The organism is Thermus sediminis, assembly GCF_003426945.1.
GTDB lineage: Bacteria > Deinococcota > Deinococci > Deinococcales > Thermaceae > Thermus > Thermus sediminis.
On the sequence record NZ_QURO01000003.1, the window covers coordinates 12,085 to 37,932 of the forward strand.

The 25,848-nt window shown below is 67.0% G+C and carries 22 protein-coding genes and 4 pseudogenes; 16 read left to right on the top strand and 10 right to left on the bottom strand.

Annotated features, from left to right (window positions below; all coding sequences use genetic code 11):
- The first annotated feature begins 1 nt into the window (after position 1).
- From ATI37_RS00370 to ATI37_RS00400, 8 genes and pseudogenes are all read left to right on the top strand, one after another.
- On the top strand, positions 2-1,933 hold the full coding sequence (locus tag ATI37_RS00370) for a hypothetical protein (RefSeq protein ID WP_117236618.1): 1,932 nt from the start codon (positions 2-4) through the stop codon (positions 1,931-1,933).
- A gap of 5 nt (positions 1,934-1,938) precedes the next feature.
- The gene (locus ATI37_RS12325; RefSeq protein WP_117236619.1) at positions 1,939-6,864 is read left to right on the top strand and encodes a DEAD/DEAH box helicase; all 4,926 of its coding nucleotides are present in this window, start codon (positions 1,939-1,941) and stop codon (positions 6,862-6,864) included.
- A gap of 247 nt (positions 6,865-7,111) precedes the next feature.
- Positions 7,112-7,471: pseudogene (locus ATI37_RS00380) on the top strand (ParB/RepB/Spo0J family partition protein); the annotation flags it as partial.
- 326 nt (positions 7,472-7,797) lie between these two features.
- Positions 7,798-8,202, top strand: a complete 405-nt coding sequence (locus ATI37_RS11825; protein WP_232822390.1) for a hypothetical protein — start codon at positions 7,798-7,800, stop codon at positions 8,200-8,202.
- 32 nt (positions 8,203-8,234) lie between these two features.
- Positions 8,235-8,699: a transposase gene (locus ATI37_RS11830; protein WP_232822391.1), complete on the top strand. Its 465-nt coding sequence runs from the start codon at positions 8,235-8,237 to the stop codon at positions 8,697-8,699.
- A 57-nt stretch (positions 8,700-8,756) separates the two neighbouring features.
- Positions 8,757-9,557: a carbohydrate ABC transporter permease gene (locus tag ATI37_RS00390; protein WP_117236620.1), complete on the top strand. Its 801-nt coding sequence runs from the start codon at positions 8,757-8,759 to the stop codon at positions 9,555-9,557.
- Positions 9,547-10,407: a carbohydrate ABC transporter permease gene (locus ATI37_RS00395; RefSeq protein WP_117236621.1), complete on the top strand. Its 861-nt coding sequence runs from the start codon at positions 9,547-9,549 to the stop codon at positions 10,405-10,407. Before ATI37_RS00390 ends, ATI37_RS00395 begins: the two co-directional genes overlap by 11 nt.
- A gap of 10 nt (positions 10,408-10,417) precedes the next feature.
- Positions 10,418-11,710 (top strand): ABC transporter substrate-binding protein, encoded by a 1,293-nt coding sequence (locus ATI37_RS00400; protein ID WP_117236622.1) that lies wholly within the window; start codon positions 10,418-10,420, stop codon positions 11,708-11,710.
- A gap of 339 nt (positions 11,711-12,049) precedes the next feature.
- On the opposite strand, the gene ATI37_RS00405 is transcribed toward ATI37_RS00400, so the two are convergent.
- From ATI37_RS00405 to ATI37_RS00415, 3 genes are read right to left on the bottom strand one after another with little or no spacing between them, the layout of a single operon-like run.
- Positions 12,050-12,967, bottom strand: coding sequence for an ABC transporter ATP-binding protein (locus ATI37_RS00405; protein ID WP_117236623.1), 918 nt, complete (start codon positions 12,965-12,967; stop codon positions 12,050-12,052).
- Entirely contained in the window at positions 12,961-14,397 is a 1,437-nt protein-coding gene (locus ATI37_RS00410) for an ABC transporter permease family protein (protein WP_232822392.1), read from the bottom strand. Before ATI37_RS00410 ends, ATI37_RS00405 begins: the two co-directional genes overlap by 7 nt.
- A gap of 23 nt (positions 14,398-14,420) precedes the next feature.
- On the bottom strand, positions 14,421-15,371 hold the full coding sequence (locus ATI37_RS00415) for an ABC transporter substrate-binding protein (protein ID WP_117236625.1): 951 nt from the start codon (positions 15,369-15,371) through the stop codon (positions 14,421-14,423).
- A 119-nt stretch (positions 15,372-15,490) separates the two neighbouring features.
- Between ATI37_RS00415 and ATI37_RS00420 the strand changes: the two genes are divergently transcribed.
- The 6 genes and pseudogenes from ATI37_RS00420 to ATI37_RS12660 form a co-directional block, all read left to right on the top strand.
- A complete protein-coding gene (locus ATI37_RS00420) occupies positions 15,491-16,759 on the top strand; it encodes an ABC transporter substrate-binding protein (RefSeq protein ID WP_117236626.1) in 1,269 nt (422 codons plus the stop codon).
- Positions 16,747-17,667, top strand: coding sequence for a carbohydrate ABC transporter permease (locus tag ATI37_RS00425; RefSeq protein WP_232822393.1), 921 nt, complete (start codon positions 16,747-16,749; stop codon positions 17,665-17,667). Before ATI37_RS00420 ends, ATI37_RS00425 begins: the two co-directional genes overlap by 13 nt.
- Positions 17,654-18,466, top strand: a complete 813-nt coding sequence (locus tag ATI37_RS00430; protein ID WP_117236627.1) for a carbohydrate ABC transporter permease — start codon at positions 17,654-17,656, stop codon at positions 18,464-18,466. The genes ATI37_RS00425 and ATI37_RS00430 overlap by 14 nt, the downstream gene beginning before the upstream one ends.
- A complete protein-coding gene (locus ATI37_RS00435) occupies positions 18,463-19,260 on the top strand; it encodes a TIGR00282 family metallophosphoesterase (protein ID WP_117236628.1) in 798 nt (265 codons plus the stop codon). Before ATI37_RS00430 ends, ATI37_RS00435 begins: the two co-directional genes overlap by 4 nt.
- 15 nt (positions 19,261-19,275) lie before the next feature.
- Entirely contained in the window at positions 19,276-19,497 is a 222-nt protein-coding gene (locus ATI37_RS00440; protein ID WP_157969064.1) for a hypothetical protein, read from the top strand.
- Between the two features lie 92 nt (positions 19,498-19,589).
- Positions 19,590-19,722: pseudogene (locus ATI37_RS12660) on the top strand (transposase); the annotation flags it as partial.
- 250 nt (positions 19,723-19,972) lie between these two features.
- Here ATI37_RS12660 and ATI37_RS00445 read toward each other — a convergent pair.
- The 4 genes from ATI37_RS00445 to ATI37_RS12330 form a co-directional block, all read right to left on the bottom strand.
- Complete coding sequence (locus ATI37_RS00445) at positions 19,973-20,275, bottom strand: hypothetical protein (RefSeq protein ID WP_117236630.1); 303 nt, start codon at positions 20,273-20,275, stop codon at positions 19,973-19,975.
- Between the two features lie 216 nt (positions 20,276-20,491).
- On the bottom strand, positions 20,492-21,655 hold the full coding sequence (locus ATI37_RS00450) for an ATP-binding protein (protein ID WP_198665469.1): 1,164 nt from the start codon (positions 21,653-21,655) through the stop codon (positions 20,492-20,494).
- Positions 21,656-21,798: 143 nt separating this feature from the next.
- Entirely contained in the window at positions 21,799-22,203 is a 405-nt protein-coding gene (locus tag ATI37_RS00455) for a type II toxin-antitoxin system VapC family toxin (protein WP_232822394.1), read from the bottom strand.
- Complete coding sequence (locus ATI37_RS12330) at positions 22,175-22,447, bottom strand: AbrB/MazE/SpoVT family DNA-binding domain-containing protein (RefSeq protein WP_117236632.1); 273 nt, start codon at positions 22,445-22,447, stop codon at positions 22,175-22,177. Before ATI37_RS12330 ends, ATI37_RS00455 begins: the two co-directional genes overlap by 29 nt.
- Positions 22,448-22,667: 220 nt before the next feature.
- On the opposite strand from ATI37_RS12330, the gene ATI37_RS12335 reads away from it, so the two are divergent.
- A complete protein-coding gene (locus ATI37_RS12335; RefSeq protein ID WP_269801857.1) occupies positions 22,668-22,790 on the top strand; it encodes a hypothetical protein in 123 nt (40 codons plus the stop codon).
- Between the two features lie 2 nt (positions 22,791-22,792).
- On the opposite strand, the gene ATI37_RS00465 is transcribed toward ATI37_RS12335, so the two are convergent.
- Both ATI37_RS00465 and ATI37_RS12340 read right to left on the bottom strand, forming a co-directional pair.
- Positions 22,793-23,215: a type II toxin-antitoxin system VapC family toxin gene (locus tag ATI37_RS00465; RefSeq protein WP_232822396.1), complete on the bottom strand. Its 423-nt coding sequence runs from the start codon at positions 23,213-23,215 to the stop codon at positions 22,793-22,795.
- A complete protein-coding gene (locus ATI37_RS12340; protein ID WP_117236633.1) occupies positions 23,196-23,429 on the bottom strand; it encodes a ribbon-helix-helix protein, CopG family in 234 nt (77 codons plus the stop codon). The genes ATI37_RS00465 and ATI37_RS12340 overlap by 20 nt, the downstream gene beginning before the upstream one ends.
- A gap of 211 nt (positions 23,430-23,640) precedes the next feature.
- Here ATI37_RS12340 and ATI37_RS00475 point away from each other — a divergent pair.
- A pseudogene (locus tag ATI37_RS00475) lies at positions 23,641-24,864 on the top strand (IS256 family transposase).
- Positions 24,865-24,943: 79 nt separating this feature from the next.
- Here the strand turns inward: ATI37_RS00475 and ATI37_RS00480 are convergent.
- Positions 24,944-25,802: pseudogene (locus tag ATI37_RS00480) on the bottom strand (transposase).
- Between the last annotated feature and the right edge of the window lie 46 nt (positions 25,803-25,848).

Sequence of the window (25,848 nt, forward strand, 5' to 3'; positions counted from 1 at the left end):
GATGCCGAGGGTGAACGGGCAACTGGTGCGGTTGGCTCTGGAAAGGTTTGGTTTATCCACCTATGAGCTGGCGTCGCTCATGAACCTGGAAGCGAGGGGGATCCTAGGCCTTGCAGATCCTTATCCCCGCCCTTATATCCCCTTCCAAGCCGACCTTCTGGCCTGGTTGCTGTCCGATGAGGAGGCGCAACAATACATCCGGTCTCCAAAGATAAGCGTGAATGGGATTGAGGTGCGAGGACACCTGCACCTGGAGGGCGCCACGGTGCTGAAGCCAGCAGAGTTCAATTGGTGCGATCTCCGTTTTGGAGTCTCTTTCAGGGGATCCAAAACAAGCTTTTTGACTTTCATATCGGTTTGGCTGGAAGACCTCCTTATGGATGGCGCAAGGGTGGAGGGACACTTCACTCTCCTCAAAAGCAGAATAGATGGCGTGATTTCTGCGGATTTTGCCACAATAGAGGGCGACTTCCGCTGTAAAGAGGTGAGCTTGAACCCCTCACCCAGAAAGCACAGCGGAACCGAGTACGCCATGCACGCCCCTCGCATCCAAGTAGGGGGGAACTTAGAGCTCAACGATTTAAAGGCCTGTGCACCTCTGTCCTTGCTTTCCGCTAAAATCGGAGGACAACTTATCCTAAAGGAAGTGGAGATAAAGGGTTGCGATGCTTCAGGGATAGCCTTGCAGGCCGACTACGTTAGGGGGGGAGGTCCGGTCTACTTGGAGAGAGTCATCTGCCATGGAGCGATACAACTGGCTGGGAGCGAGTTTGCGGGGCAGATGGTGCTGCGTGGCGTGAAGGTGCGAAGTTCCAGGGACCCCGCTCTGGCGGCTTCCGGGATCAGGGTTCGTGATGTCCTCGTAAGGGATGGCTTCTCTGCCGAAGGAGGCGTGAGGCTGGACGGCGGCCATATTGAGGGCAGTCTGAACCTTTCGGGGCTTTTCTCTGCCCCGGAGCCCCGCAGAGAGAGTGCGGCCCTCGACCTGAGCGGGTCTACCGTGGCAAGCCAGGTGGTGTTTGACACGTCCTTCCACTCTAAGGGGAAGGTGCGAATGGTTTCGACCCGGGTGGCGATTTCCGTGGCCTTCAGTGGAACGTTTGAAAATCCAAACGGGGAGGCAATAGAGGCGATCGGGATGAGGGTAGGGAATAGCGTGGGGTTCACCGAAGGTTTCTCCGTTCAAGGTCTCGTGAGGCTTTATGGCGCGGAGATTGTGGGAACCCTGAAGCTTGAAGGGGCGAGATGGGCAGAGGGGGACGATACCTGGCTCGACCTGAGAAACGCCCGCATAGGGACCTTGGCCGACAGCCCAGAGGCCTGGCCCAGCTTTGACATCTCCGGGGCGGTCTATGAAAACCTCGGGGACAAGGGCTGGACCGTTGACGAGCGCATCAGATGGCTTGGGCGGCAGAGGGTCTTCAGCCCTCAGACCTACGCGCAACTGGCCCAGACCTACTGGAGAAAAGGCGAGGAGGGTTCGGCGGTAAAAGTGCTCATAGCCAAGCAAAACGAGCGCCTCAGACGAGGAGGGCTCAGCCCAGCCTCGCGCCTTGGGCTCTGGGTGGCTAAGGTCACGATGGGTTACGGATACCGGTCCCATTACGCCCTGCTCTGGTTCATCGCCTTGGTGCTCATGGGTTGGACCGTCTACACCTACGCCTCTGAGAGGGGTTACCTCGTCCCCTCTGCTACGGCCGGGGAAACTGGGACGCTCTATCCCCTTTTGTACAGCCTAGATGTGGCCCTGCCGCCTCTGATAGACTTACACCAGGAGAGGCACTGGGCCCTTTCCACCGAGTCCCCTTTGGAGTTGCTCCTCTTTTTCTGGTTGCAGATCTTCCTCGGCTGGGTTCTAACAACGCTCTTTCTGGCCAGTATTTCCGGTCTGGTGAGGAGATTGAGTGAAGCGGGGATCGGGGATAGGAGTTAGTCCGTATGAGCGTCTTTGACCTCCATAAGAGGGCCGTTTCGGAGTACCAGGACTTCATCCGCTCCTTCGTTCACGTGGCTGACGATCGCCTGAAGGCCTACGTGGAGGAGCGGATCCTGGGGGAGGCGGGTCACCTCTGGCCCGAGCCCCTGGTCCAGCTTTCCCCCGCCTACGAGCCCGGAGAGACGGTGGACGAGCTGGCCCAGGCGGGCCTCCTCCATCCCACCACCGCCCGGATCTTCCGCCGGGCCGATGGGTCTCCCTTCCGCCTCTACCGCCACCAGGTGGAGGCCATCCGGAGGACCAGGGAGGGGAGGAGCTACGTCCTCACCTCGGGGACAGGCTCGGGGAAGAGCTTCGCCTACTTCATCCCCATCGTGGACCTGGCGGTCCGCCATCCTGGCCTGAAGGGTCCCCTGGCCCTCGTGGTCTACCCCATGAACGCCCTGGTCAACTCCCAGCTCCACGCCCTCGAGGAGCTCCAGCGGCGGTACGAGGAGCGCTACGGCCCCTTCCCCCTCCGCTTCGCCCGCTACACGGGCCAGACCGGCGAGGACAAGAGGCGGGCCCTCCGGGAGAATCCCCCCCACCTCCTTCTCACCAACTACGTCATGGGGGAGTACCTCCTGACCCGCCCGGAGGACCGGGCCCTCGTCTCCCCGCCCCCCTCCCAAGCCCCCTTCTTCCTGGTCTTCGACGAGCTCCACACCTACCGGGGCCGGCAGGGGGCGGACGTGGCCCTCCTGGCCCGGCGCCTCAGGGCCCGGATAGGGGAGAGGCCCGTCCTCCACGTGGGCACCAGCGCCACCCTCATCGCCCGGGAGGGGGCCACCCCTAAGGAGCGGCGGGAGGCGGTGGCCCGCTTTGCCTCCACCTTCTTCGGCGCGGACATCCCCCCGGAGGACGTAGTGGAGGAGGTCCTCCGCCCCGCCACCCGGGGAGGGCCCCCCTCGGAGGAGGAGCTTCGGGCCGGGGCCAGGACCCCCCTTCCCCGGGACCTCGAGGGCTTCCGCTCCCACCCTCTGGCCCGCTTCGTGGAGCACGCCCTGGGCCTGGAAGGGGAAGAGGGGGGGTACCGGAGGCGACGCCCCAGGCCCCTCTCCCAGGTGGCGGAGGAGCTCGCCAAGCGGGCGGGCCTACCCCCGGAGGAGGCCAAGGGGCTCCTGGAGGAGGCTCTCCAGGTGGGGGCGAGCCTGAAGGACCACGGCCGGCCCGTCTTCGCCTTCAAGCTCCACCAGTTCATCTCCCAGACCTCCGTGGTGCGGGCGAGCCTGGAGGCGCCGGAGGTGCGGGAGTTCGGCCATGAGCCTTTCAGCGAAAGCGGCAAGCTCCTCTACCCCCTCTACCTCTGCCGGAACTGCGGCCAGGACTACTACGCCGTGGTGGAGGCGGACGGCCGCTTCCTCCCAAACGAGGCCCTGGTGGGCGGGGAGGTGGAGGAGGGAGAGGTGGGCTACCTAGCCTTTGTTGAGGACTTCGATCCCCAAAGGGACCTCCCCGAGGGGTGGTTTGACCAGAGGGGAAGGCTCAAGTCTCCCTGGAGGGAACGGGCCCCCCGCCCCATCCGGGTGGACCTCGAGGGGAGAGTCCGGGAGGAGGGGGCTACCGAGGCCACCCTCTTCTACTACCAGCCCGCCCCCTTCAGCCTCTGCCTCCGGTGCGGGGCGGACTGGAGCGGCCAGGAGCGGGAGTTCACCAAGCTCACCTACCTGGGGAGCGAGGGGCGCACCTCGGCCACCACGGTCCTCGCCCTCTCCCTCCTCCGCAAGGCGAGGGAGGTCCTGGGGGAGGGGCGGGACAAGCTCCTCTCCTTCACCGACAACCGCCAGGACGCCTCCCTCCAGGCGGGGCACTTCAACGACTTCGTGCGGAGCGTGATGGTCCGGGCCGCCCTGGCCCGGGCCCTGGAGGCGAGGGGGGCCCTGGGCTACGAGGACCTGGCCCAGGAGGTCCTGAAGGCCCTCCCCATCCCCTTGCGGGGCTTCGCCCGCAACAAGAGGCTGGACGAGGGGAGCCAGGCCGCGCACCAGGTGCGGGAGGCCATGAAGGACCTCCTCCGCTACCGCCTCTACGTCGACCTCAAGCGGGGGTGGCGCGTCACCCAGCCCAACCTGGAGGAGGTGGGCCTCCTGGAGGTGGCCTACCCCTACGCCGAGGACCGGGCGTTCCTGGAGAGAGTGAGGGCGGGCTTCTTCCCCCACCTCTCCCTGGAGCATGCCCTCGAGGCGGTCCGCTTCTTCCTGGACCACCTGCGCAGGCGCCTGGCGGTGGAGACCCCCCTCCTCCAAAAGGAGGGCTTTGAGCGCCTGGTGAGGCGGACCGCGGAGCACCTGGACGAGTTCTGGGCCATCGACCCGTACACGGAGATCCCAGTTCTGGCGGCCGCCTTTTCCCCCGAGGGGGGAGGGCAGGTCTCCTTCTCCCCCAGGAGCCGGGCGGGGCGGGAGTTCGAGAAACGCTTCGGGGTGAGCCTCACCCCCGAGTTTCTCCGGGGCTTCACCGAACTCCTCCTGGCCCACGACCTCCTCCGGGAGGTGGAGCCAGGCCTCTACCGCATCCCCGAGTCCGCCCTGGAGTGGCGCCTGGGGGACGGCACTCCCCGGCACGACCCCCTGCGCTTCCGGGGACGGGGGGAGAAGCAGGCCAACCCCTACTTCGCCCGCCTCTACCGGGAGAGCGCCGAGGTCCTGGCCCGCCTGGAGGGGAGGGAGCACACGGCCCAGGTCCGCCCCGAGGAGCGGGAGGCCAGGGAGCGGCGCTTCCGCGGGGAAGAGGAGCCTAGGCTACCTTACCTGGTGGCCTCGCCCACCCTGGAGCTTGGGGTGGACATCGCCGACCTGGACGTGGTGCACCTCAGGAACCTGCCCCCCACCCCCGCCAACTACGCCCAGCGGGTGGGGCGGGCGGGGAGGCAGGGGCAACCCGGGCTGGTGGTGGCCTTCGCCGGGGCCTTCTCCCACCACGACCGCTACTTCTTCGCCAGGCCCCAGGAGATGGTGGGGGGAAGCGTGCGCCCTCCCGCCCTCGAGCTGGCCAACGAGTCCCTCCTCCGGGCCCACATCCACGCGGAGTGGCTCTCTGCCACAGGCCTCTCCCTCCGGGAGAGCATAGGGGACACGGTGAACGTCCAGGACCCCTCCCTCCCCCTCGACCCGGAGGTGGGGCGCCAGATCGCCCTTTCCCCCCAGGCCAGGGCGCGCCTCATGGTCCACCTGAAGCGGATCTTCGCCTACGACTGGGACCGGCTTTCAGGCACGGGCTGGTTTGGGGAGGCCTGGCTGGAGAGGGTGGTGGATGAGGCTCCCCTGGCCTTTGACCGGGCCTTCGACACCTGGCGCTTCCTCTACCGGGCGGCCATGGAGATGCGGGAACGGGGGCACAGGCTGGTGGAGTCCAGGCACAAGGAGGAAAGGGAGAGGGGAGAGGCCATGCGCCGGGAAGCGGAGCGCCAACTGAACCTCCTCCTGCAACGGGACGTGGCCAAGGAGGAGGGGGACTTCTACCCTTACCGCTACCTGGCCTCGGAGGAGTTCCTCCCCGGGTACAACCTCATGGCCCTTCCCGTGCGGGCGTTCATCCCTAGGGGAGAGGGGGAGTTCCTCCACCGCCCCAGGGAGGTGGCCATTGCGGAGTTCGCCCCTGGGGGTGTGATCTACCACGAGGGGGGGAAGTGGAGGCCCGTGGCCCTCTACGCCCCTCCTGGGGGGCTCAAGGGCCGCCTCTCCCAGGTCTGGATCTGCAAGGCGTGCCGGCACCTGTCCTCCCGGGAGAAGGAGGTCTGCCCAGGGTGCCGCGCTCCCCTGGCCGAGAAGGGCGAGCCCGTCCAGGTCCTGGACCTGGTGGGGGTGAGGACCCGGCGGCAGGAGCGCATCACCGCCAACGAGGAGGAGAGGTTCCGGGGAGGCTACTACCTGGAGGTGGCCTACGAGCTTCTGGAGAGGCGGCGGGCGGTGGCCCACCTGGAGGAGGGTGGCTTTACCTTGGTCTACGCCCCCTCAGCCCGGATCCACCACATCAACTGCGGCCTTCGGCGGTCCAAGGAGGAGGGCTTCTTCGTGGACCTGGACACCGGGGACCTCCTGGACGGGGAGGAGGCCAGAAGGCGCGCTCAGGAGCCGAGGAGTGCGGTGGGGATGGGGAGGGTAGCCCTCCGGGTCCAGGTGGCCCAGAACGCCCTCCTCCTACACCTGGGGGAGCTTTTGCAAGGGGAGCCCAGGGAGACCATCCTCTCCTTGGCCCTGGCCCTCAAGCGGGGGATGGAGGTCCACTTCCAGGTGGAGGAGCAGGAGCTGGGCCTCGTGGAGCTGGGCTCCACCCTCCTCTACTACGAGAGCGCCGAGGGGGGTCTCGGCATCCTTCGGCGCTTGGTGGAAGAGGAAGAGGCCTTGGCCCAGGTGGCCAGCACCGCCCTTGGGGTGCTCCACTTCTCCCAAGAGGGGGAGGACCTGAGGCCCGACTGTCACCGGGCCTGCCACGAGTGCCTCCTCTCCTACAGGGACCAGCGCCTGGCCCCCCTTCTCCACCGGCACCTGGCCCTCCCCTACCTGAGGCAGCTCCGAGGGGCTAGGGTCAGGCGCAAAGAGGGGGGTGGGCGGATGGAGGCCCTCCTGGCCAGGTGCCAGTCCCGGTTAGAGCGGGAGTTCCTCCGCCTCCTGGAGCCCAAGGGCGTCCGCCTACCCGACGAGGCCCAGTATCGGATCGGGGAGGCCCACACCGTGGTGGACTTCCTCTACCGCCCCAACCTCGTGGTCTACGTGGACGGGCCTCACCACGAGGGGGGTCGCCAGTCGGGGATCGACGAGCGCCAGCGGAAGGCCCTGCTGGAGCTTGGGTACAGGGTGGTGGTGGTGGGGTACGGGGACCTAGAGGCGGGGGTGGAGGCGGTGAGGAGGGCGTTGCTAGAGGCCCCTCCCGAAGGGGGGCTCCACTAGGTTCCGGGCCTTCTCGGGTGAAGAGGGCTTGGGGTAGGACCAGGCCTTGGGCAGGGGCGGTCTCCCCTAGGCCTTCCCACACCGGGGGGATGCGGCGGGTGGGGACATGCCGGAGGGGCAACCGCCAACCCCCTTGCAGGAGGCCTAGGGGCCCTGGAGGGGGAGGGATCCCGTGGGACTGGGCTGGATAGGGGGAGGAGCTGGCTCCACCTAAAAGCCCTCGAGGAGGCCAAAAAGCCCCGCCACATCCCACCTACCCCTTTCAGCCCTCGTCCCAGAGGCCCAGCCCCGCAGGCGGTTTGAGGGCCTCGAGGCCCTCGCCGAGAGCATCCGGGAGAAGGGGGTCCTCCAGCCCCTCCTGGTGCGCCCCCTGGGGGACGGGCGGTACGCCATCGTGGCCGGGGAGAGGCGGTACCGGGCGGCCCAGATGGCGGGCCTCACCGAGGTCCCGGTCCGGGTCCTGGAGGTCTCGGAGGGAGAGGCCCGCCTCCTGGCCCTGGTGGAGAACCTAGGGCGGGAGGACCTGAACCCCTACGAGGAGACCCTGGGGGTGCTGGAGCTCCTGTCGGAAGACTTGGGGAGGCGTAGGGAAGAGGTGGTGGCCCTGGCTGGGTTCCCCTGGAGGAGGTTTTTGACCTGGAGGGGTTGGGCTTGAAGAGGAAGCGGGCCTGAGGTGGGCGGCCCTTGGGCAGGAGGGGTTCCGGGACCATACTCCGCCACATCTGTCTAGAAGGTCCATATCGGGGGCTCTGGCTGGGCGGGTCCCGTTTCCAGGCTTCAGGACCTTACCCACATCCTGCCTGCGTGGTAGATTTCGGAGCCGAAGTTGAGCCATGAAGGCGCTCAAGGTTGCAGAGAGCAGGCTCCACGAGTTCACGGCCCGGTTCGCCGACCTTTTCCCCCGATAAGCGGCTCTTCAGGCGTTTGGAGGAGATGAGCCGAGGCCTCTTGGCTGCGGGCTCTGCCCGGGTAAGCGAGATGGTGGCTACCCTGCCCTCCCACCTCCAGCGCCCCTTCCACCAGGCCGAAGCCCTCTACCGCTTCCTGGCCAACCCCCGGGTGGGGGCCGAGGCCCTCCTGGAGAGGGTGTGCCGGGAGAGCGTCCTGGCCCTGGAGGGGATAGCCCGGGTGGGGAGGAAGCGGGAGACCGGGTATGAGCTCCTGACCGCGCTGGGGATGGATGTCCAGGGGCGGCTGGTGGGGTACGCCCACCTGGTGGCCTACGGGGAGCGGGGGTTTGCCAGCCTGCCCCGGGAGGTGGAGCGGGCCATTGCGGGGGCGCGGGGGGTTCTTGGGGGGGGGGCGGCGGCTGGTGTACGTGGCGGACCGGGGTTTTGACGACCGGAAGGTGTTTGGGCAGGTGCTGGGGTGTGGAGCTTGGGCTGGGATGGAGGGAGGTGGAGGGGCGGAGGCTTCATCTGGTGGTGAGCTGGATACCGGCTTTGGGGAGGCGGGGGGAGTGGTGGCTTTTGACCAGCTTGGAGGTGAGGGGGGAGAGGGAGGCGCTGCGGGTGGTGGAGATGTACCGGAGGCGGTGGGGGGTGGAGGAGTTTTTCCGCCTTCTGAGGGCGGGGTTGGGGCTTGAGAGCTTTCAGGTGCGGGGGCTTAGCCGGATTCGCAAGGTGGTGGCTGTTTTGCTGGGGCTGGCGGTGTTTCTTTGGGAGGTGCGGCGGTCTGGGGGTGTCTTGGAGGGCCTCCTTTTGCGGCTTGGGGGAAAGCTGGGGATAGCCAGTGAGCGGGATGGTCCCTACCTGCTCTTGCGGGGCTTGGTCCGCCTGCTCAACTACGAGGTCACCAAGGAGGCCTTGGAAGAGGAGGAGGGAAGTTTTGGGTAAAGTCCTGCAGGCTTCGCTTGACAAGGCCCTGACACGGGCCTTGTACAAGTAAGCCGTATGCCGCTATGGACGTGGCTCCTCCCCACAGGCATCTTCCTCTTGGCCTTCGCCTACCTCCCCGCCCTACGGATAGCCCTAGAGGGTTTCCCTGCTCTGCCCAAGCTCCTTAGCGGGGAAAACCTGAACAGTCTGCGAGTAACTCTCCTCTACACCCTCCTCACCGTGCCCCTCTCCGTGTTGCTGGGGCTTTTGTCCGCCCTGGCTCTAGAGGGGAACAGCCGCTTTCGCCAGTTCCTTCGGGCCCTGGTCTTCCACCCCGTGGTCCTCCCCACGGTGGCCTTCGCGGCCGTCTTTTTGTATCTCCTAAACCCTTTGGGTCCCTTGCAAGGCTTGCTGCACACCCTCGGGCTCCCGAACCCCTTGGGCGATCCCCTGGGGGCCTTCCTGGCGGTGGTCGCGGTGGGGGTGCTCAAGGACATGGGGATCTACATGCTCTTCTACCTGGCGGGCCTGCAGAACCTCCCCAAAGAGGTTTTGGACGCTGCCCGTGTAGACGGCGCGGGGCCGGCCACCACCTTTTTCCACGTGACCTGGCCGCTTTTATCCCCAATCACCTTCTTCGTGGGGGTTATGGCCGCCCTAGGAGCCCTGCGCAATGTGGACCACATCTTTGTCCTCACCAAAGGTGGGCCTGTGGGGGCCACGGACCACCTGCTCTATAGGGTCTACACCCTGGGGTTTGAGTACTTTGACTTCCCTTCAGCCGCGGCCCTCAGCCTCGCCCTTCTCACGTTGCTCACCCTCCTGGCCCTCGTGGCCCTGCCTCGCCTGGAAAGGGGCGTGCACTATGACGTTTAGAGTGTCCCGTCACCTGGCGAGGGTGGGACGGCCTGGCCTGCGGGCGTTGGGGCGGTTCCTGCGAGAGGCCCCCGCCCTTTTCGTGGCCCTCCCCTTTCTAGCCTTGGCTGGCTTCACCTTCTTGGCCGCCTTCACCCCCACCGCGAATCTCAACCGAGGGGAGGTGGGGCCCTTTACCCTGGAGAACCTGAGGCTTGCTTGGAGCTCCGCAGACTTCCCTCGGCTGTACCTCAATACCACCCTTTTTGTCTTCGGCCTTCTCCTGGTGCAGCTTTTCACCGTGACCACCGCGGGTTTCGCCCTGGCCCAGCTTTCAGGGGCGGCCCAGAACTGGACTTTCCACGCAATCCTCCTGCAGCTTTTCCTCCCCGCTTCCGCCCTCATTCTGCCCAACTTCCTTACCCTCAAAGCCCTAGGGCTCACCGATACCTTGACGGGACTCGCCCTGCCCTACGTAGCCTCGGCCACCGGAGCTTTCCTCCTGCGACAGGGGTTCCGGCAGATTCCCCGGGAACTCATCGAAGCGGCCGTGATGGATGGGGCCACCCCCTGGCAGGTTATGGCGCGGGTGCTATTGCCCCTGGTCCGGCCCCACCTGGCGGCCTTCAGCCTGGTGAGCCTGGTCTACCACTGGAACGAGTTTCTCTGGCCCCTTGTGGTGGTGCAAAGCCCGGAGAAGCGGGTGCTCTCCCTGGGATTCGCCAGCTTCACCCGCTCCGCCGAAAGCGGCATGGAGTGGGGGCTGATCGCAGCGGGGGCCATCCTCGTAGGGGCTCCCATGTTGCTGGCCTTCGCCCTTTTCCAGAGGGCTTTCGTGGAGTCCTTTGCCCGAAGTGGGCTGAAAGGATAGGGAGGTGGTTATGCGGAAAGGATGGCAGAAGTGGTTGTCGGCGGCGATCCTAGTCTTAGGTCCGGCCTTGGCCCAGAAGACCACCATCACCTTCTACTACCCGGTGGGGGTGGCTGGGCCGCTCGCGCGGTTCATAGAGTCCTACGTGGCTGAGTTCACCAGGAGAAACCCCGACATCGAGGTCAAGACGGTATTCGGTGGAAACTACGAGGAAAACCAGGCCAAGGTGTTGGCTGCCATCAGGGGGGGTACCCCTCCAGACACCGCCATTCTCCTCTCCCAGCAGCTTTTCACGCTCCTTTCCCTGGATGCCATCGAACCCTTTGACCCTTACATCGCCAAGGATCGGGAGCTTCAGCAGGCGGTGGCAGACTTCTTCCCCGCCTTCATGATGAACTCCACCCATGGGGGCAAGGTTTACAGCCTCCCCTTCCAACGCTCCACCCCCATCCTGTACTACAACAAGGAGGCCTTCAGGGAGGCGGGCCTAGACCCTGAGAAGCCCCCTGCCTCCTGGGATGAGTTGGTGGAGTATGCCAAAAAGCTCACCAAGCGGGATGCCCGGGGCCGGGTGGTGCGCTATGGGGTAGCCATTCCCACCGAGAATCGCTCCACTTGGTTGTTGGAGGGCCTCGTCATCCAGGCGGGCGGCCTGCTCTACGACCCACAGGGCGAGGGGTGTAAGGTGCTGGTGAACACCGAGGCGGTTCGCCAGAGCATGCAGTTCAAGCGGGATTTGGCTGCACAGCATGGGGTGAGCCCGGAGGGGGCGATCGCCTGGGGGACCACCCCTGGGGACTTCGCTGCGGGCAGGGTGGCCATGATCTACCACTCCACGGGCTCCTTGGGCTTCATCCGAACCAACGCCCGTTTTCCCTTCGGGACCGCCTTTTTGCCCAAGAAGGTGCGGTATGGGACGCCCACCGGCGGGGCCAACTTCTACCTGTTCAAAGGCGCCGACCCGGCCAAACGGGAGGCCACCTTGCGCTTCATCAAGTTCATGGTCAGCCCTGAACTCCAGGCCCGCTGGAGCTTGGACTCGGGCTACGTGGCCGCCCGCCAGTCCAGCTGGAGCCTGCCCCTCATGCAGGAATACCTGAAGCAGTGGCCTCAGGCCCTCACCGCCCGGGAGCAGCTTGCCTACGCCAAGGCCGAGCTTCCGGTCTACAACCTGCAGCAGGTCAAGGACATCATCGCGGAGGCGGAGCAGGCCGTGGTTCTGGGCCGGAGGGACGTTCGGACGGCGGTCCGCGAGGCCCAGGCCCGCGTGGACCAAGCCCTAGCCCCCTTCTGCCGGAATTAGGCGATGGCTCTACGCCGCCCCGAAGCCCCTCGGGGCGGCTTGGTCCTTTCCTGAAAACCTGGGATGGAGCCCCAACGCACGCCCCAACGGAGGTTTAAATCCTTCCTGGAATTACTTTATTAAAGGAACGTGATGAGCCCGAGCCTCGGGCTCCAAAGTGTGGCCTCAACTGGCGGGCCCACCCTTAGGGGAAAGGGAGGATAGACCCTGTCGGGGAGGACGTACCCGCATAAGGCGAGCGGGATGGCCTACCACGGCTCTATCCAAATTCGCACGCCCACCCTGCCCATCGAGGCGGCGCCCCAAGCTGGAGGATTCGGCCAGGGGTCCCCACGGGGCCTAAGGGAGCTCCCCATTGGGGAAGCGCCGTGCCTGGGCCAGCCCTAGGTGGACCCTCTCCCCAGGGCTGGCCTCGAGGCGGACCCAGGCCTCCCCCTGGGGCAGGCGCACCCGGCAGAGGACCTCTCCCCGGACCTCCCGCCGCTCCAGGACCAGGGCCTCCAGGGGGCCTCCCGGGGCCACCTCCTCGTAGCGGAAGGCCAGGAGGTGGCCGTCCTCCGGGAGGAGGTTGGCCCGGCCAAAGGCCAGGAAGGCGGCCAGGGTCCTTGGCTCCCGGTAGAGCCTCTGGGGGGTATCCACCTCCAGGAGCCTCCCCTCGGACATCACCCCCACCCGGTCCCCCAGGAGCATGGCCTCCTCGGGGTCGTGGGTCACGTGGATGGCGGTGACGCCCGCCTCCTTGAGGAGGGCGCGGACCTCGAGCCTGAGCCTCTCCCGGAGGACCGGGTCCAAGGCGCTGTAGGGTTCGTCCAGGAGGATCACCTGGGGCCTACGGGCCAGGGCCCGGGCCAGGGCCACCCGCTGCCGCTGGCCTCCGGAGAGTTCCTGGGGCCTGCGCCCCTCGAGGCCCCCGAGCCCTACCCGCTCCAGGAGGGCCAGGGCCTCCTGGGGATCCGGCTTCGGCATGACCAGGAGGAGGTGTTCCAGGGCCGTGAGGTGGGGCCAGAGGCCCAGGTCCTGGAACACGTAGGCTACCGCCCTGCGCTCTGGCGGCATCCGGGTCACCTCCCGGCCCCCCAGCAGAATCCGGCCCCGGTCGGGAAGGAGGAGGCCCGCCACCAGGTTGAGGAGGGTGCTCTTCCCGCTCCCTGAGGGGCCTAGGAGGGCCAGCACCTCCCCCTCCGCCACCTCCAGGTCCACCCCGAAGACCCCTTGGCCGGGGGCGAACGCCTTCACCAGGCCCTGGAGGCTCACCATGGGCTCCTCCTCGCCCAAAGGGGCAGGGTGCCCACCAGGGCCAAGAGGAGGCCGATGGCGGCAGCCTCGCGGTAGAGCCCGCCGTTTAGCGCCCCCAGGACGGCCACACCCACGGTCTCCGCCCCGGGGGCGTAGAGGAGGGCGGAGAGGGTGATCTCGGAGAGGGCCAAGGGGAAGATCACCAGGAAGCCCCCCAGGGCCTGGGGCCGGAGGAGGGGGAAGCCCACCCGGAACCAGGCCCTGAAGGGCCTAAGGCCGTGCACCCGGGCCGCGGCCACCTGGGCCTCCACCCGGGTCCCCGCCTCCAGGGCCCGGAAGGCCAGGCTGGCGAAGTTAAGGAGGTAGGCCAAAAGAAGGATCCAGACCGTGGCGTAGAGGGGAGTGGGGGCCAGGAGGAGGATGAGCCCCAGGCCCAGGAGGGTTCCCGGGAGGAGGTAGTAGAGGTCAAAGAGGCCCCTGAGGGCGCGGAAGGCCCCCGGAAAGGGCCTGAGGAGGAGGGCCAGGAGCAGGGTTGCCAGGGAAGCGGCCATGGCCAAGAGGAAGGAGTGGAGGAGGCCTTGCCGGACCAGGGGCATGGTCAGGGCCTCCGGAAAGGCGGGCTTTAGGGCTCCCGTGTAGGGGTTGAAGAGGGCTTCCTTCAGGAGCCCCACCCCGGAAAGGAGGAGGGCCAGTAGGGCGTAGGTCCCAAAGAGGAGGCGGAAGAGGGGACGGGGGGTGGGAAAGCCTTCCCCCGTGGCCTCCGCCTGGGGTGGGCGGTGAAGGAGGAGGGCGGGGAGGGCCAGGAGGCCCAGGAGGAGGCCCAAGGCCGAGGCCTCCCCCAGGGGGTCCGGGCTTACCGGGCTGGTGAGGCGGGCGTAGGCTAGGGTGGGGAGGACGTAGACCCGGTCGGGGAGTCCCAGGACCGCCGGAACCCCGAAGTTGCCCAGGAGGGCTAGGTACAAAGCCCCACCCACCGCTAGAAGGGCGGGGAGCAAAGGGGGGAGGAGGACCCGGACCCGCCCTCCCCCCAGAACCCCGTGGACCTGGGCCGCCCGGAGCAGGGGGAGGAGGTGGCCCAGGGCGGGTCGGAGGAGGGCGTAGGCCAAGGGGGTGTAGTGGAGGGTCCAGGCCAGGAGAATGGCCGGGGCCCCGGGGAGCCTGAGGCCAAGGAGCTCCAGGGAGAAGAGCACACCCATGCCCGTGACGAAGGGGGGAATGAAGTAGCCCAGGAGGAGGAGGCCTTCGAGGAGCCTGCCCACGCCCCCGAGGAGGGCCATCCAGCCCAGGGCGAGGCCCAGCCCCAAGGCCAGGAGGGCCCCCAGGGCCGAGAGGAAGAGGCTATTTAGGGCCACATCCCACGCCTCTCCCGCTTCCGCCAGGTGGGGGATAGCCCGGACCCCTAGGGCCCAAAGGGGTAGGGCCAGGACCCCAGCCAGCGCCAGCAGGACCAAAAGCCCCAGGGGCCTAGGCGGTCTCATCGGCGGAGGCCGAAGAGCTCGTTGAAGCGGCGCAGGGTTCCCTCATCCGCCGGTGTGCCCGGGAGGGCTGCCACCTGCTCGGGGGCCCCCTTGGGCCTAGGGGCCCCGGGCATCACCGGGTAGTACCCCCGTTCGGCCAGGATGGCCTGGGCAGTGGGGGAGAGGAGGAACCGGAGGAAGCGCTCCGCCAGGGCAGGGTTCCGGCTCCAGGAGGTGACCCCAATGGGTGTGGGGACCAGGATGGCCCCGTCCTGGGGGTAAAGGGTGGCCAGGGGGGCCCCCTTGGCCGCCTCCTGCCGCACCCCGAAATCGGTGGTGATGGCCAAGGCGTATTCGCCCCGGGCCAGCTTCTGCTGGAGCACGGGGTTGGACTGCTCCACGGCCAGGCCGTTGGCCTTCAGGGCCTCAAAGTAGCCGAAGCCCAGGCGCCCGGACAGGGTGCCCAGGGTGATGAGGGCGGCCCCGGAGAAGTTGGGGTCGGGCATGGCCAGGAGGCCCCGGTAGGCCGGGCGGGCCAGGTCCCGCCACAGCCTGGGCCTCTCCTCCTTAAGCCTTTGGGTGTTCACGGCGATGACGTTGTAGAGAAGGCGGACCTCGTAATAACGTCCCCCCTCGTAGGCGTACTGCACGGGGTAGCCGGGAACCGTAGGGGGTATGCGGCGGAGGAGGCCCTTGCCTGAGAGTTCCCGAAAGTAGTCAGGGTTGGCGAACCAGATGAGGTCGGGCTGGGGGTTGCCTGCCTCCAACTCCGCCCGGAGTTTGGCCACCACCTCCCCCGTGCCGGAGCGGAAGACCTTAACCTCCACCCCGGGGTTCTCCCTGCGGAAGGCTTCCACCAGAGCGTTCACATCCCCCAGGATCTCGGAGGTGTAGAGGGTAAGGCTCCCTTGGGCCAGGCCAAGGCCGAGGGCCAACACCAACCCAGCGAGGGATCGCATGCCTCTCATCGCCTTCTAAGTTTAAGGCGGGGGTGTCAGGGGAGTGTCAAAATACCGGGGCTTCTCACCCTCCTCCGCTGACACCCCTCTGACACGGGGGCTTCAAACTGGGGAGCCAGGAGGTGCCCATGCGCACGCTCTCCTTCCTAGTTCCCTTCCTGGCCCTAAGCCTAGCCCAGCCCATCACCCTCCAGTACTGGCACATCAACACCGAGACCTTTGGCCTTCCCGCCCTCCGGGAGCTCATCCGCCGGTTTGAGAGCCAGAACCCCGGCATCAAGGTGGAGGAGCGCTTCCACGCCAACGCCTACACGGGGCTCCTCCAAAACCTCCAGGCGGCCCTGGCGGCCGGAAACCCGCCCGACGTGGCCCAGATAGGGTACCTCTATACCCAGTACGTGGTGGAGAACTTTCCCTTCGTCCCCGCCGAGGAGCTGGACCGCCGCTACTCGGGAGGCCGCTGGCTCCGGCGCTACCCCCCCAACATCCGGGAGCTGGGCATGGTGGGTGGGCGGATGGTGGGTGTCCCCTACTCCCTCTCCAACATCCTCACCTATTACAACGCCGATCTCTTCCGCCGGGCGGGCCTGGACCCGGACCGCCCCCCGGCCACCTGGGAGGGGTGGCGCCGGGCGGCGGAGACCATCAAGGCCAGGACCGGCAAGTACGGCTTCTACCTCATCCTTCTGGACGACAACTGGGCCATTGAGGCCCTGATCCGTTCCAACGGTGGGCGCCTCCTAGCCTGTGAGGGCGGGTACTACCGGGCGCCCCTGGACAGCCCCGAGGCGGTGGAGGCCCTGGCCATGTGGGCGGACATGGTGCGGCGGGGCCTGGCCCTGGGCGCCCTCCTGCAGCAGGGGGAGCAGACCTTCCTCGCCGGGGAGACCGCCGCCTTCATGACCACCATCGCCCGGAGGGCCGGCCTCGAGGCCCAGACCAGGGGGCGTTTCGAGCTGAGGGGAGCCCGCTTTCCCACCTTTGGGGGCAAGAAGCCTGGCCTTCCCGGGGGCGGGAACGTTCTGATGGTCTTTAGCAAAGATCCTAGGCGGCAGGAGGCGGCTTGGAAGTTCATCCAGTACCTGACCTCCCCCGAGGGCTTCACCCTCTGGACCAAGGGTACGGGCTACGTTCCCCTCCTTCCCGAGCTGGCCCAGGATCCCCGTTACCTTAAGGACTTCATCCAGCAGAACCCCATCCAGAAGGTGGCCCTGGACCAGCTCCCCTTCACCGCTCCCTGGACCGGCTTCCCTGGGAAGAACGGCCTCGCCGCCAGCCAGGCCCTCTTCCGGGCCGTGCAGAAGGCCCTGGCCGGCCAGGCCAGCCCCGAGGCCGCCTTGAGGGAGGCCAGCCAGGAGATCAACCGGCTCATCGGGGGCGAGCGGTGCAGCCCGTGAGGGGAGGGTTTTGGGTAAGGGGTAGGCGGTCCGGCCTGGAGGCGGGCCCCTACCCCTACCTGGTGCCCGCACTCTCCTTTCTGCTCCTCTTCGTCTACTGGCCCCTCCTCTACAACGCCTGGCTCAGCCTCCACGAGTGGAACCTGGTGAGCCCGGAGAGGCGGTTCGTGGGCCTGGCCAACTACTCGGGCCTCCTGGCCGATCCCGGCTTCCACCGCCTCCTCGGACAGACCCTTCTCTATGTGGCCTTGGCCCTGGTGGGGAATTTTGCCCTGCCCCTCCTCCTGGCCCTGGCTACCCTGGCCCTTCCCCCGAGGTGGCAGGACCTCTTCCAGACCCTTTTCTTCCTGCCCACCGTGGCCGCAGCCTCCGTGGCCAGCCTGGTGTGGCTCTACCTTTACCTCCCTGCCGTGGGACCCCTGGCCCAACTCCTCCGGGGCCTGGGTGGGGGGGTTCCCAACTTCCTGGGCGACCCCGCATGGGCCCTTCCCGCCGTAGCCCTGGTGGCCAACTGGAAGTACCTGGGCTTCCACTACCTGGTGGCCCTGGCGGGGATCCGGGCCCTGCCCCGCGGGGTGGTGGAGGCGGCCCGGGTGGACGGGGCCGAGGGGTGGCCCCTGGGCCGGTACGTCCTCCTCCCCCTCCTTGCCCCTACCCTAACCTTCCTCTTCCTTTCCGCCGTGACCAGCGCCCTGGACTACGCCTTCATCCCCGTTGAGGTCATGACCCAGGGAGGGCCTTTCGGGACCACGTCCAACCTGATGTACGGCGCCTACCAGGAGGGCTTCCGCTTCTTCCGGGCGGGGGTAGCCGCCGCCCAAGCCGTCCTCCTGGTGGGGATGTTTGCGGTGTTCGTGGTGTGGCAGTACAGGCTCCTCTCCCGGAGGGATGGGTATGAAGCGGCGTAGCGCCTGGCTTTGGGCCTTCCTGGGGGTGGCGGCCCTCCTCAACCTGGCCCCCTTCCTGTACCAGGTGGGCCTAAGCCTGGCGCCCCCCGAGCGTATCTTCGCCTCCCCCTGGCCCTTCGCCGGGTTTACCCTGGAGCACTATCGGTACGTCCTAGGGAAGCTCCCCTTCGGCCTCTATGTCTGGAACACCCTGGTCTTCGCCCTGGGGGTGAGCCTGGGCCACCTCCTCTTGAGCCTCCTCGCCGCCTACGCCTTCGTGCGCTACCGCTTCCCCCTCCAGGAGGCCCTCTTCGCCCTCTTCCTGGTGAGCCTCATGGTCCCCTTCGTGGTCACCTACCTGCCCAGCTACCTCCTGGTGGCCCAGCTGGGCCTCCTGAACACCTTTCCCGGCCTCATCCTGCCCATGCTCACCGCGGGGTATGGGGTCTTCCTCCTGAGGCAGCACTTCCGCCACTTTCCCCGGGAGGTCCTCGAGGCCGCCCTGGTGGATGGGGCCGACGGCCTCGCCCTCCTCTTCCGGGTCCTGGCTCCCGCCAGCCTACCCACCCTGGTGGCCCTCTTCCTCATCGCCCTCATCGGCGCCTGGAACCAGTTCGTCTGGCCGGGGCTGGTGGCCAACCGCCCCGAGATGTACGTGCTCACCGTGGCGGTGCAGCGCTTCGCCGGCGGGGAAGGGGGAAGCGCCTGGGGGCCCCTGATGGCGGCCTCCGTCTTGGCCACGCTTCCTGCCTTTCTCCTCTTCCTCCTTTTTCGCCGTACGGTCCTGGAAACCTTCATGGAGGGAGGGGTGCGCGCATGAGGATCGTCTTCTTTGGCGACCTGGTGGGGGAGGCGGCCATCCGTTACCTGGAGGGAAACCTGCCCCGGCTCCGGCGGGAGCTGGGGGCGGACTTTGTGGTGGTCAACGGGGAGAACGCCGACCTCACCGACCCCGCCTTGGGCAAGGCGGGGATGCACCCGGAGACCGTGGACCGCCTCCTCGCCTGCGGGGTGGACGCCATCACCGGGGGGAACCACTCCTTTGACCCCCCTTGGGCGGAGGAGCTCCTGGACCACCCCCGGGTCCTGCGCCCCCTAAACCTGGGGCCTCACGCCCCCGGGCGGGGCTACCTGGTCCTGGAGAGGGAGGGCCAGGCCCTGGTGGTGGTGAACCTGGCGGGGCGGAGCGCCTGGCCCCCGGCGGACGATCCCCTCTGGGCCCTGGAGGGCCTCGTTCCCTGCCTGGAGGCGGGGATACCCATCCTGGTGGACTTCCACTCGGAGAGCGTTTTTGAGAAGCTGGGCCTGGCCTTCGCCCTGGATGGCCGGGTGGCCGCGGTCCTAGGCACCCACACCCACGTGCCCACCCAGGACCTCCGCATCCTTCCCCGGGGCACGGCCTACGTGTCCGACGTGGGCATGGTGGGGCCCTCTGGGGGGATGCAGGGGTACGAGCCCGGTTTTCTGGTGGCTGCCCTGAGGCGGAGATTGCCGCCTAGAGGGGGGAGGCTCGCCTGGGCCCAGGGGCCTTTGGAGGTGGGCGCGGTGGTGGTGGATCTGGAAGGGGGGAGGGCCAAGGGCATCTGGCGGCTGGAGAACCTCCGGGGAGGCTGAGGGGTGCTGGGGGAGGTGGAGGTTTACCTGGAGGGCTTGGGGGACTCCTGGCCTACAGAGACCCTGGGGGGTTTGGCGGAGGACCTGAAGGCGGTCCTTGCCCGCCACCTGGAGGCGGAGCGGGTCTACTTGCTCACGGGCCGGGATGCGGGGGGGCGGATCTGGCTCCGGGTGGTGGCGGTCTTAAGGGGAACCCGCCCCCCAGGAGAGGGCGGGTCTACGCCCGCACGCACCTGACTGCTCACGCTCGGACTTTGTAAGGCCCCTTCCTTCGGGTTCAGATGGAGACCGCGGAGTAGGTGGCCCATCACCTCCTTCGGATAACTTCCCGCGAGGCTCTTCTGGAACCCCATCCCCGTAACGGGATATGGACCCTCCGCAACGCCGCGGGGTGGCTCCCAGAGGCTGGGCCGTCTCGTGGACCCGAGGCGGGCCTGGAGCTGGATGAGGCGCCTGGGCTTCTTGGGAGAGGGTAGAGGCCCGCTGTGCCTATCTGCAGACCCAGCCGGACCTGATTCGGAGCTATACCCTGTCCCACTGGTAGCTGGGAGAGCTGAGGGAATGGATCAGGGGGATTTCTTATGAACCCTCTCAGTCAGCCCTCCGAAGGGGGCGAAGACCTCTCCTTTCCCAGGTAGGAAACGAAGGCTCCTTTTATAGCACTCCTTCCTCCCTTCCCTTGAACCCCGCCCAGGCCGGGGTTTCCCGCTCCTTAAGGCTCTTCTTCAACCCCCATGGCCCAGCGCTTGGCGCGGTAGTAGGCATCCATCCACCTCCTGAAGGCCCCTTCTGCTCCCAGGTAGAGGAGGAGCTCCGCCAGGGCCTCCACCCTCCCCCTGACCTCCCCCGGGAGGTCCCCTATTAGGTCCTCTAGGGGGAGGTTTGGCTCGGCCAGCCGGGCCTCGAGGGCCCTCGCCGCCCGCTCCCCCAGGTCCTTGTCCCGAAGGGGGATCCCCAAGACCTCCATGACCACCTCGAGGGGTTCGTCCATCTCCTCCAGGATCGCTTGCCACATGCCCCTAGCTTAGGGGGTCTCCGTCCTCCCTTGAGGTAGAATAGGGACACAAACCCCCAGGGGCTTCCCCCGGCCCCTGGAGGAAAAGAGGGGGGTAAAAGAAAGGAGCCTGCGGGCTCCTTTCTCCGCTAGGATAGGCCTCGTGGAAGCGCAGGCCGCCTTCAACCTGGGCCTCGCCACAGGCCTCCTGGGCTCCGCCCTGGGGGTCTTCGGGGCTCAGCCCGCCCAGAGTCGCCCCATCACCTCACAAAGGGGTGCGGCCAGAACCCCTTCTCCGAGGGGGAAGGCCTCCGCTCCCGGGTAAACCACGAAGGCCATCTGGGGCCTGAGGTCCTTCAGGGCCTCGTGGAAGCCCCGGGAGGGCCTGGGGTCCAGGCTTCGCTTGACCTCCACGGCCCAGACCCCTCCGCTGGGGAAGAGGAGGACCAGGTCCACCTCCGCCCCCGCCCGGGTACGGTAGAAGAAGGCCTGGGCCCCCTCGGGGAGGACCCGGAGGAGGTTTTCCAGCACGAACCCCTCGTAGCTCCTCCCCACCACGGGGTGGGAAAGGAGGCCCTCGAGGTCCTGAATCCCCAGGAGGGCGTGGACCAGGCCGCTGTCCCTCAGGTAGAGCTTGGGGCTCTTCACCAGGCGTTTGCCCACGTTGGCCTCCAGGGGGGGAAGACGCCTCAGGAGGTAGAGGTCCACCAGGAAGTCCAGGTAACGGTTCACGGTCCTGCCGTCCAACCCAAGGTTCCTCGCCAGCCCGGAGGTGTTTAGGAGCTCCCCTTGAAGGTGGGCCAGCATGGTGAGGAACCGGCGGAGGACCTCACCGGGAAGACGCCCCCCCAGAAGGGGGATCTCCCGCTCCACGTAGGACCGGAGGAAGTCCAGGCGCCAGCGGTAGCTCGCCCCGTCTCCCGGGGCGAGAAAGCTCTCGGGGAAGCCTCCCCGGAGCCAAAGCCGTTTCTCCGCCTCCTTGCCCACCTCCAGGAGGTCCAAGGGTGCGAGCTCCAGGTAGGTCGCCCGCCCCGCCAGACTCTCCCCCGCCTGGCGGCTCACCTCCGGGGCAAGGGAACCGAGGAGAAGGTAGAGGCCGGCCCTACGCCCTCCCCTTCGCGCCCGGTCCACCAGGCTTCGGAGCAGGGGGAAAAGCTCGGGCATGCGGTGGACCTCGTCCAGGACCACGAGGCGGTCTAGGTAGGCCTCCAGGTAGAGCTCGGCCGCGGCCAGCTTGGCCCGGTCCCGTTCCGACTCCAGGTCTAGGTAGAGGGCCTCCCTCCTCTGGGCCACCTCCAGGGCCAGGGTGGTCTTTCCCGCCTGCCGGGGACCGGTGAGCACCACCACGGGGACCTGATCCAAGCGGGCTTCCAGGACGGGTTGGATGCGCCGGGGTATCACCCTTGTGATTTTGGCATGGTCATGCACAAAAAGCAAGGTTATCTCTGGGTGCACCCCATTCCTAGCCGAAAACCGGAGGTCGTGGACCCAGCAAGGGGAGCTGACCTAGGCCACGAGGCGGCCCGGCCCGCCTTCTCCCGCCCTCAGGGGCGGATGACCACCACCGGGATGTCCAAGCCAAGCTCGGCCCAGGTCCGATCTGCAGCGAGGGCAGGAAGCCCTAAGCGCCGGGCAAGGGCCAGGCAGGCCCGGTCACCAAGGGCAAGGCCGTGGGCCCGGGTTAAGGCCCTGAGTCTGGCCACCTCCAGAGCGTCCTCTTCGGTAAAGGGAAGAACCTCCACCGCGGCATTCAAGAGCCCCGCCCGCCCCATTCGGGCCTGGGCTTCGGCAGGATCTTCCCTCCAGTCAGCCAGCTTGGAGAGGACCTCGGCCAGGTTAACCGTGCTTAGGTAGGCTCCTTCCTCGCAAAGCTTCGGCCACCCGTTCGGCTCCCGGCTCGTTAAGGAGGGCCGACCGCCTTCATTCCCCCTCCTGTCCAGCCTCCTCACGGCGTTCGGTAAGGAGCTCGTCCGCCAGGCTCTGGCCCGGGGCCACGTGGGCGAACATGCCCTTGGCCCGGCGGGCCACTTCGCGGGCGCTAAGGAGCTCAATGGCACCGTCTTCCCGCACCCGGAGGAGGAGCCGGTCCCCCTCTTTCAGGCCGAGGACCTTGCGGACCTCCGCGGGCAGGACGATCCGACCCTTGGCCCCTAGGTGGGTAAGGTATTGGGCCTGGAACGTAAGGTGTCCTATATCACCAAGATGCCCCTATACGAGGAAGTGTCGTACCCTTTCTTGCTGTATCCTTCGCTCTGCCAGCTCAGAAAAGCCTGCTGGGAACCTTCTGCCGGGGCCCCCATGCTGGCGCAAGCCAGCATGGGGTGGTATCACCGCTATGGCCTTCCTTACCCCTCTTCCAAGGAGAGCGCCGCCTCCCTCTCGCCAAGACCCTCGTTGGTCCCCTTGGCCCGCCGTGATCTCCAGAGAAGGCCTGCATCGGGGCCCTCGGCTGGACCTCCTGGCGGACCGGGAGGCGGTGGTGTGGCGAGGGAACACCCTGTTCCTGGACCCCAAGCGGAGGTGGGAGGTGGTGTAGGGCTAGAGCCGGACCACCCGCATCCGCCCCTCGTAGGCCGTCAGGTGGACGTCCGTGGTCCAAAGCTCCTCCGACCCCGCCTCCAGGGCGGTGGCCAGCACGAGGGCGTCCACCAGGGGCAGGGCCAGGCCGTGGGAGAGGCGGGCCGCCCTCTCCCCGATGGCCCAGTCTGGCCATACCACCCGGCACACGGCAGGGATGGCGTCAAGGAGAAGCCCGGCGTCCTCTTTGGGGCCCCCTTCCCCCAAATGAACCACCCGCCCAATGGCGCCCCTCAGGGAGAGGCGGAGGAGCTCCACCAGGGAGAGGCCCGACACCACCCCCTCCCCTTCCCCCTCCACCAGGGCCCGCCACCGGTCCACGGCCCTCCCTTCCCCTTGGAGAAGGCGCACGAAGAAGCCCGTGTCAAGGGCGGTCAAGCTCACGCCGGCCCTCCTCCAGGGCCTCGAGGGCCCCCGGGTCCACCCGGGCCTTTCCCGCCCGCTCCAGCACCTTCAGGCCCAGGGCCCGCCTGCGCCTCTCCTGGAGGTAGAGGGCCAGGGCCTCGGCGGTGAGGGCGCTCATGGACTTCCCCTCGTTCAGGGCGGCCTGCTTGAGGAGGCGGGCCAGGTCGTCTGGGAGGTGGACGGTTAGGCGCATACAACACGAGCATAACACGGGGAGGCCTCCCCTAGCGTCACCTCCTGGGGAGGGCCTAGGGACTCTGGTGACCACCGGGGTTCGGTCTTCGCGAAGGTTCCCTTCGCGCAAGAAAAGCCGTCCAGAAGGCGGAAAACTGGGAGCCCGGTGCATAGGTTTGCGGGGAAGGCCCCGGGATCCCGGTCGTGTAAGGAATTCTGTGTAAGGGTCCGTGTTTAATAGGGGGGCACACCTTGGAAGGAGGAGGTGCCCCATGGACCGGGATACCTTGCGGAGCTTGCTGAGGGAAGCGGTGCGGGAAACGGTAGCCGAAGTCCTACAAACAGTCCTGGAGTTGGACCGGACGGCGTTCCTCCAGGCCCACGGGGGGCGCAGGAACGGCTACGACCCCCGCAAGCTGGAGACCGCCTTCGGCCAGGTGGACCTGAAGGTCCCTAGGGACCGGGAAGGTCCGTATTACCCGGCTTTTCTGAAGCCCTACGCCCGCCGCCCCGTGGATGTGGGAGGTCAGCCGAAGGCTACGTTCCAGTGGCCGTGGCCCTGTACGCCGCCAGGGTGGGCCAGCGTAAAGCAGCCGAGGGGATGCGCCTGCTCTTGGGCCACCGCTACTCCCACGGGACCTTGAGCGCCTTGACCGACGAGGTCTTGGGAGCGGTGGAAGCTTTCCGCAGGCGGCTTTTGCCCGAGGAGATGGCCTTCGTCTACCTGGACGGGCTTTCCCTCAAGGTCCTTAGGGACGGAGAGGGGATCGTACGGGAAACCGTGTACGTGGCTTTGGGGATCGCCCCTGGTGGGGAGAGGCGGGTCCTGGGGTTCTGGCTGTTGCCGGCGGAGAGCGCCTTAGGGTGGGAGGGGGTCTTGGGGGAGCTCTGGCAGCGGGGCTCGCGGCGAGTCCTGCTCTTCGTCACCGACGGGCTACCCGGGCTTCCCGAGGCCATCCAGAGGGTCTACCCACAGGCGGAGTGGCAGCGGTGCGTGGTGCACGGGTTGCGATGGAGCCTGTCCCAGGTGCGGGCGCGGGACCGGGCCCTGTTGGCCGAGGACCTGAGGCGGGCGTACGGGGCGGAGGGTCGGGGAGAGGCCCTGCGGGCCCTTGAAGAGGTGAGGGCGGCCTGGGGATGGCCGTACTTGCGGAGCACCAATCTGATGGAGCGGTTTATCCGGGAGGTGCGGCGGGGAACGAAGGTGCGGGGTCAGGCCGAAGGCCTATCTTGCCCACAAGTTTCCCAACGAGGCGGCGGTGTACAAGCTTCTTTACTTGGAGTCGGAAAGGCAAGAGGGGAGGTGGGCGGAGCGGCTGCTTCGCGAAGCGAACATCTTGCGGCTCAAGGGGTTCTCGGGTCAGCGGAGCTACCTTGAGGCGAGGGAGACGCTGGAGAAGATGCTTCAGGAGCGGTATGCCCCCCGTACACAGACCCTTACACAAAACTCTTGACACGACCTTGGCACCCCCTCTTTTTTCACATCCCAGGGGTCGGGGTCAAGTAGCACACGAAGGTAACCCAAGTTGCCACCTAAGCCATTTCCTGAGTAAGGAGCTTCAGATTGTGAGCCAGAACAAAGGAGAGGTTCATTTGGGGTAGGGGCCCCAAAGCGGACCTTGATGACAAAGCCCTCCCGGGTTACCGCGTGGATGCGCCGGGGAAACATGGCGTGGAGCATACCCCCCACCGTTTCCACCACCCTCCGCCCCACGATGGCCAGGTACTGCAGCCAAGGCACATACCGCCGGCCCTTCCCCCTGCGGATGACCATGGGAACGACCCCCTGCGCCTCACGAAGCAAGTCCTCGTATAGGTGACTCTCGTACCCCCGGTCCAAGTAGAGCTCCGCCCCCTCGGAGAGGTCCAGGGGAAGGAGCAGGGAGGAAGTCAGGTCGTGAAGGCTGCCAGGAGTCAGGTTCACCTCGTGGATGAACTTCCTGTCGTCCACCAAGAGGTGGAGCTTAAGACCGTGGAAGTAGACCCGCTTGCTGGGGACGAAGCCGCGGTAGACCCTTTCTGGGAAGAGCCGGGAGCGGGGGGCGCGGATGTTCTCGCAGGCGGGGAGGGGGAAGGTATCCAAGGCATAGGCCTGGGCCTGGTGGAGGTTCTTCCAGACCTGGGCCAGGAGGTGAAGGAGGGGCAAGAGGAGGGGATAGAGGGCGTGGAGCCTGCGGTTGAAGCGGCTTGGGGAGGGGACGTGGGAGAAGAGGCGGAGGTCTTTGGCAAGGGCCAGGGCCTTGTTGTGCTTACCGCCCAGTTCCATGGCAGCAAGAACGGCCAGGGTGAGGATGGCGGACGCGGGGGTTTTGGCTTGGGGGTCGTCCTTGTAACCCAGGGCCTCAAGGGCATCGTCTATAATGCAAAAGGCCGCTATGGTTTGTGACAGCATAGCGGCCACTATTTTTTCAGTTCCCTGGGTAGGTGGCAACTTGGGT

Bases quoted from the DNA above. Each gene is read 5' to 3' on its own strand.
- ATI37_RS00370 (WP_117236618.1), top strand. From the start codon at position 2: ATGCCGAGGGTGAACGGGCAACTGGTGCGGTTGGCTCTGGAAAGGTTT.
- ATI37_RS12325 (WP_117236619.1), top strand. From the start codon at position 1,939: ATGAGCGTCTTTGACCTCCATAAGAGGGCCGTTTCGGAGTACCAGGAC.
- ATI37_RS11825 (WP_232822390.1), top strand. From the start codon at position 7,798: ATGAGCCGAGGCCTCTTGGCTGCGGGCTCTGCCCGGGTAAGCGAGATG.
- ATI37_RS00390 (WP_117236620.1), top strand. From the start codon at position 8,757: ATGCCGCTATGGACGTGGCTCCTCCCCACAGGCATCTTCCTCTTGGCC.
- ATI37_RS00395 (WP_117236621.1), top strand. From the start codon at position 9,547: ATGACGTTTAGAGTGTCCCGTCACCTGGCGAGGGTGGGACGGCCTGGC.
- ATI37_RS00400 (WP_117236622.1), top strand. From the start codon at position 10,418: ATGCGGAAAGGATGGCAGAAGTGGTTGTCGGCGGCGATCCTAGTCTTA.
- ATI37_RS00405 (WP_117236623.1), bottom strand. From the start codon at position 12,967: ATGGTGAGCCTCCAGGGCCTGGTGAAGGCGTTCGCCCCCGGCCAAGGG.
- ATI37_RS00415 (WP_117236625.1), bottom strand. From the start codon at position 15,371: ATGAGAGGCATGCGATCCCTCGCTGGGTTGGTGTTGGCCCTCGGCCTT.
- ATI37_RS00420 (WP_117236626.1), top strand. From the start codon at position 15,491: ATGCGCACGCTCTCCTTCCTAGTTCCCTTCCTGGCCCTAAGCCTAGCC.
- ATI37_RS00430 (WP_117236627.1), top strand. From the start codon at position 17,654: ATGAAGCGGCGTAGCGCCTGGCTTTGGGCCTTCCTGGGGGTGGCGGCC.
- ATI37_RS00435 (WP_117236628.1), top strand. From the start codon at position 18,463: ATGAGGATCGTCTTCTTTGGCGACCTGGTGGGGGAGGCGGCCATCCGT.
- ATI37_RS00445 (WP_117236630.1), bottom strand. From the start codon at position 20,275: ATGTGGCAAGCGATCCTGGAGGAGATGGACGAACCCCTCGAGGTGGTC.
- ATI37_RS12340 (WP_117236633.1), bottom strand. From the start codon at position 23,429: ATGCGCCTAACCGTCCACCTCCCAGACGACCTGGCCCGCCTCCTCAAG.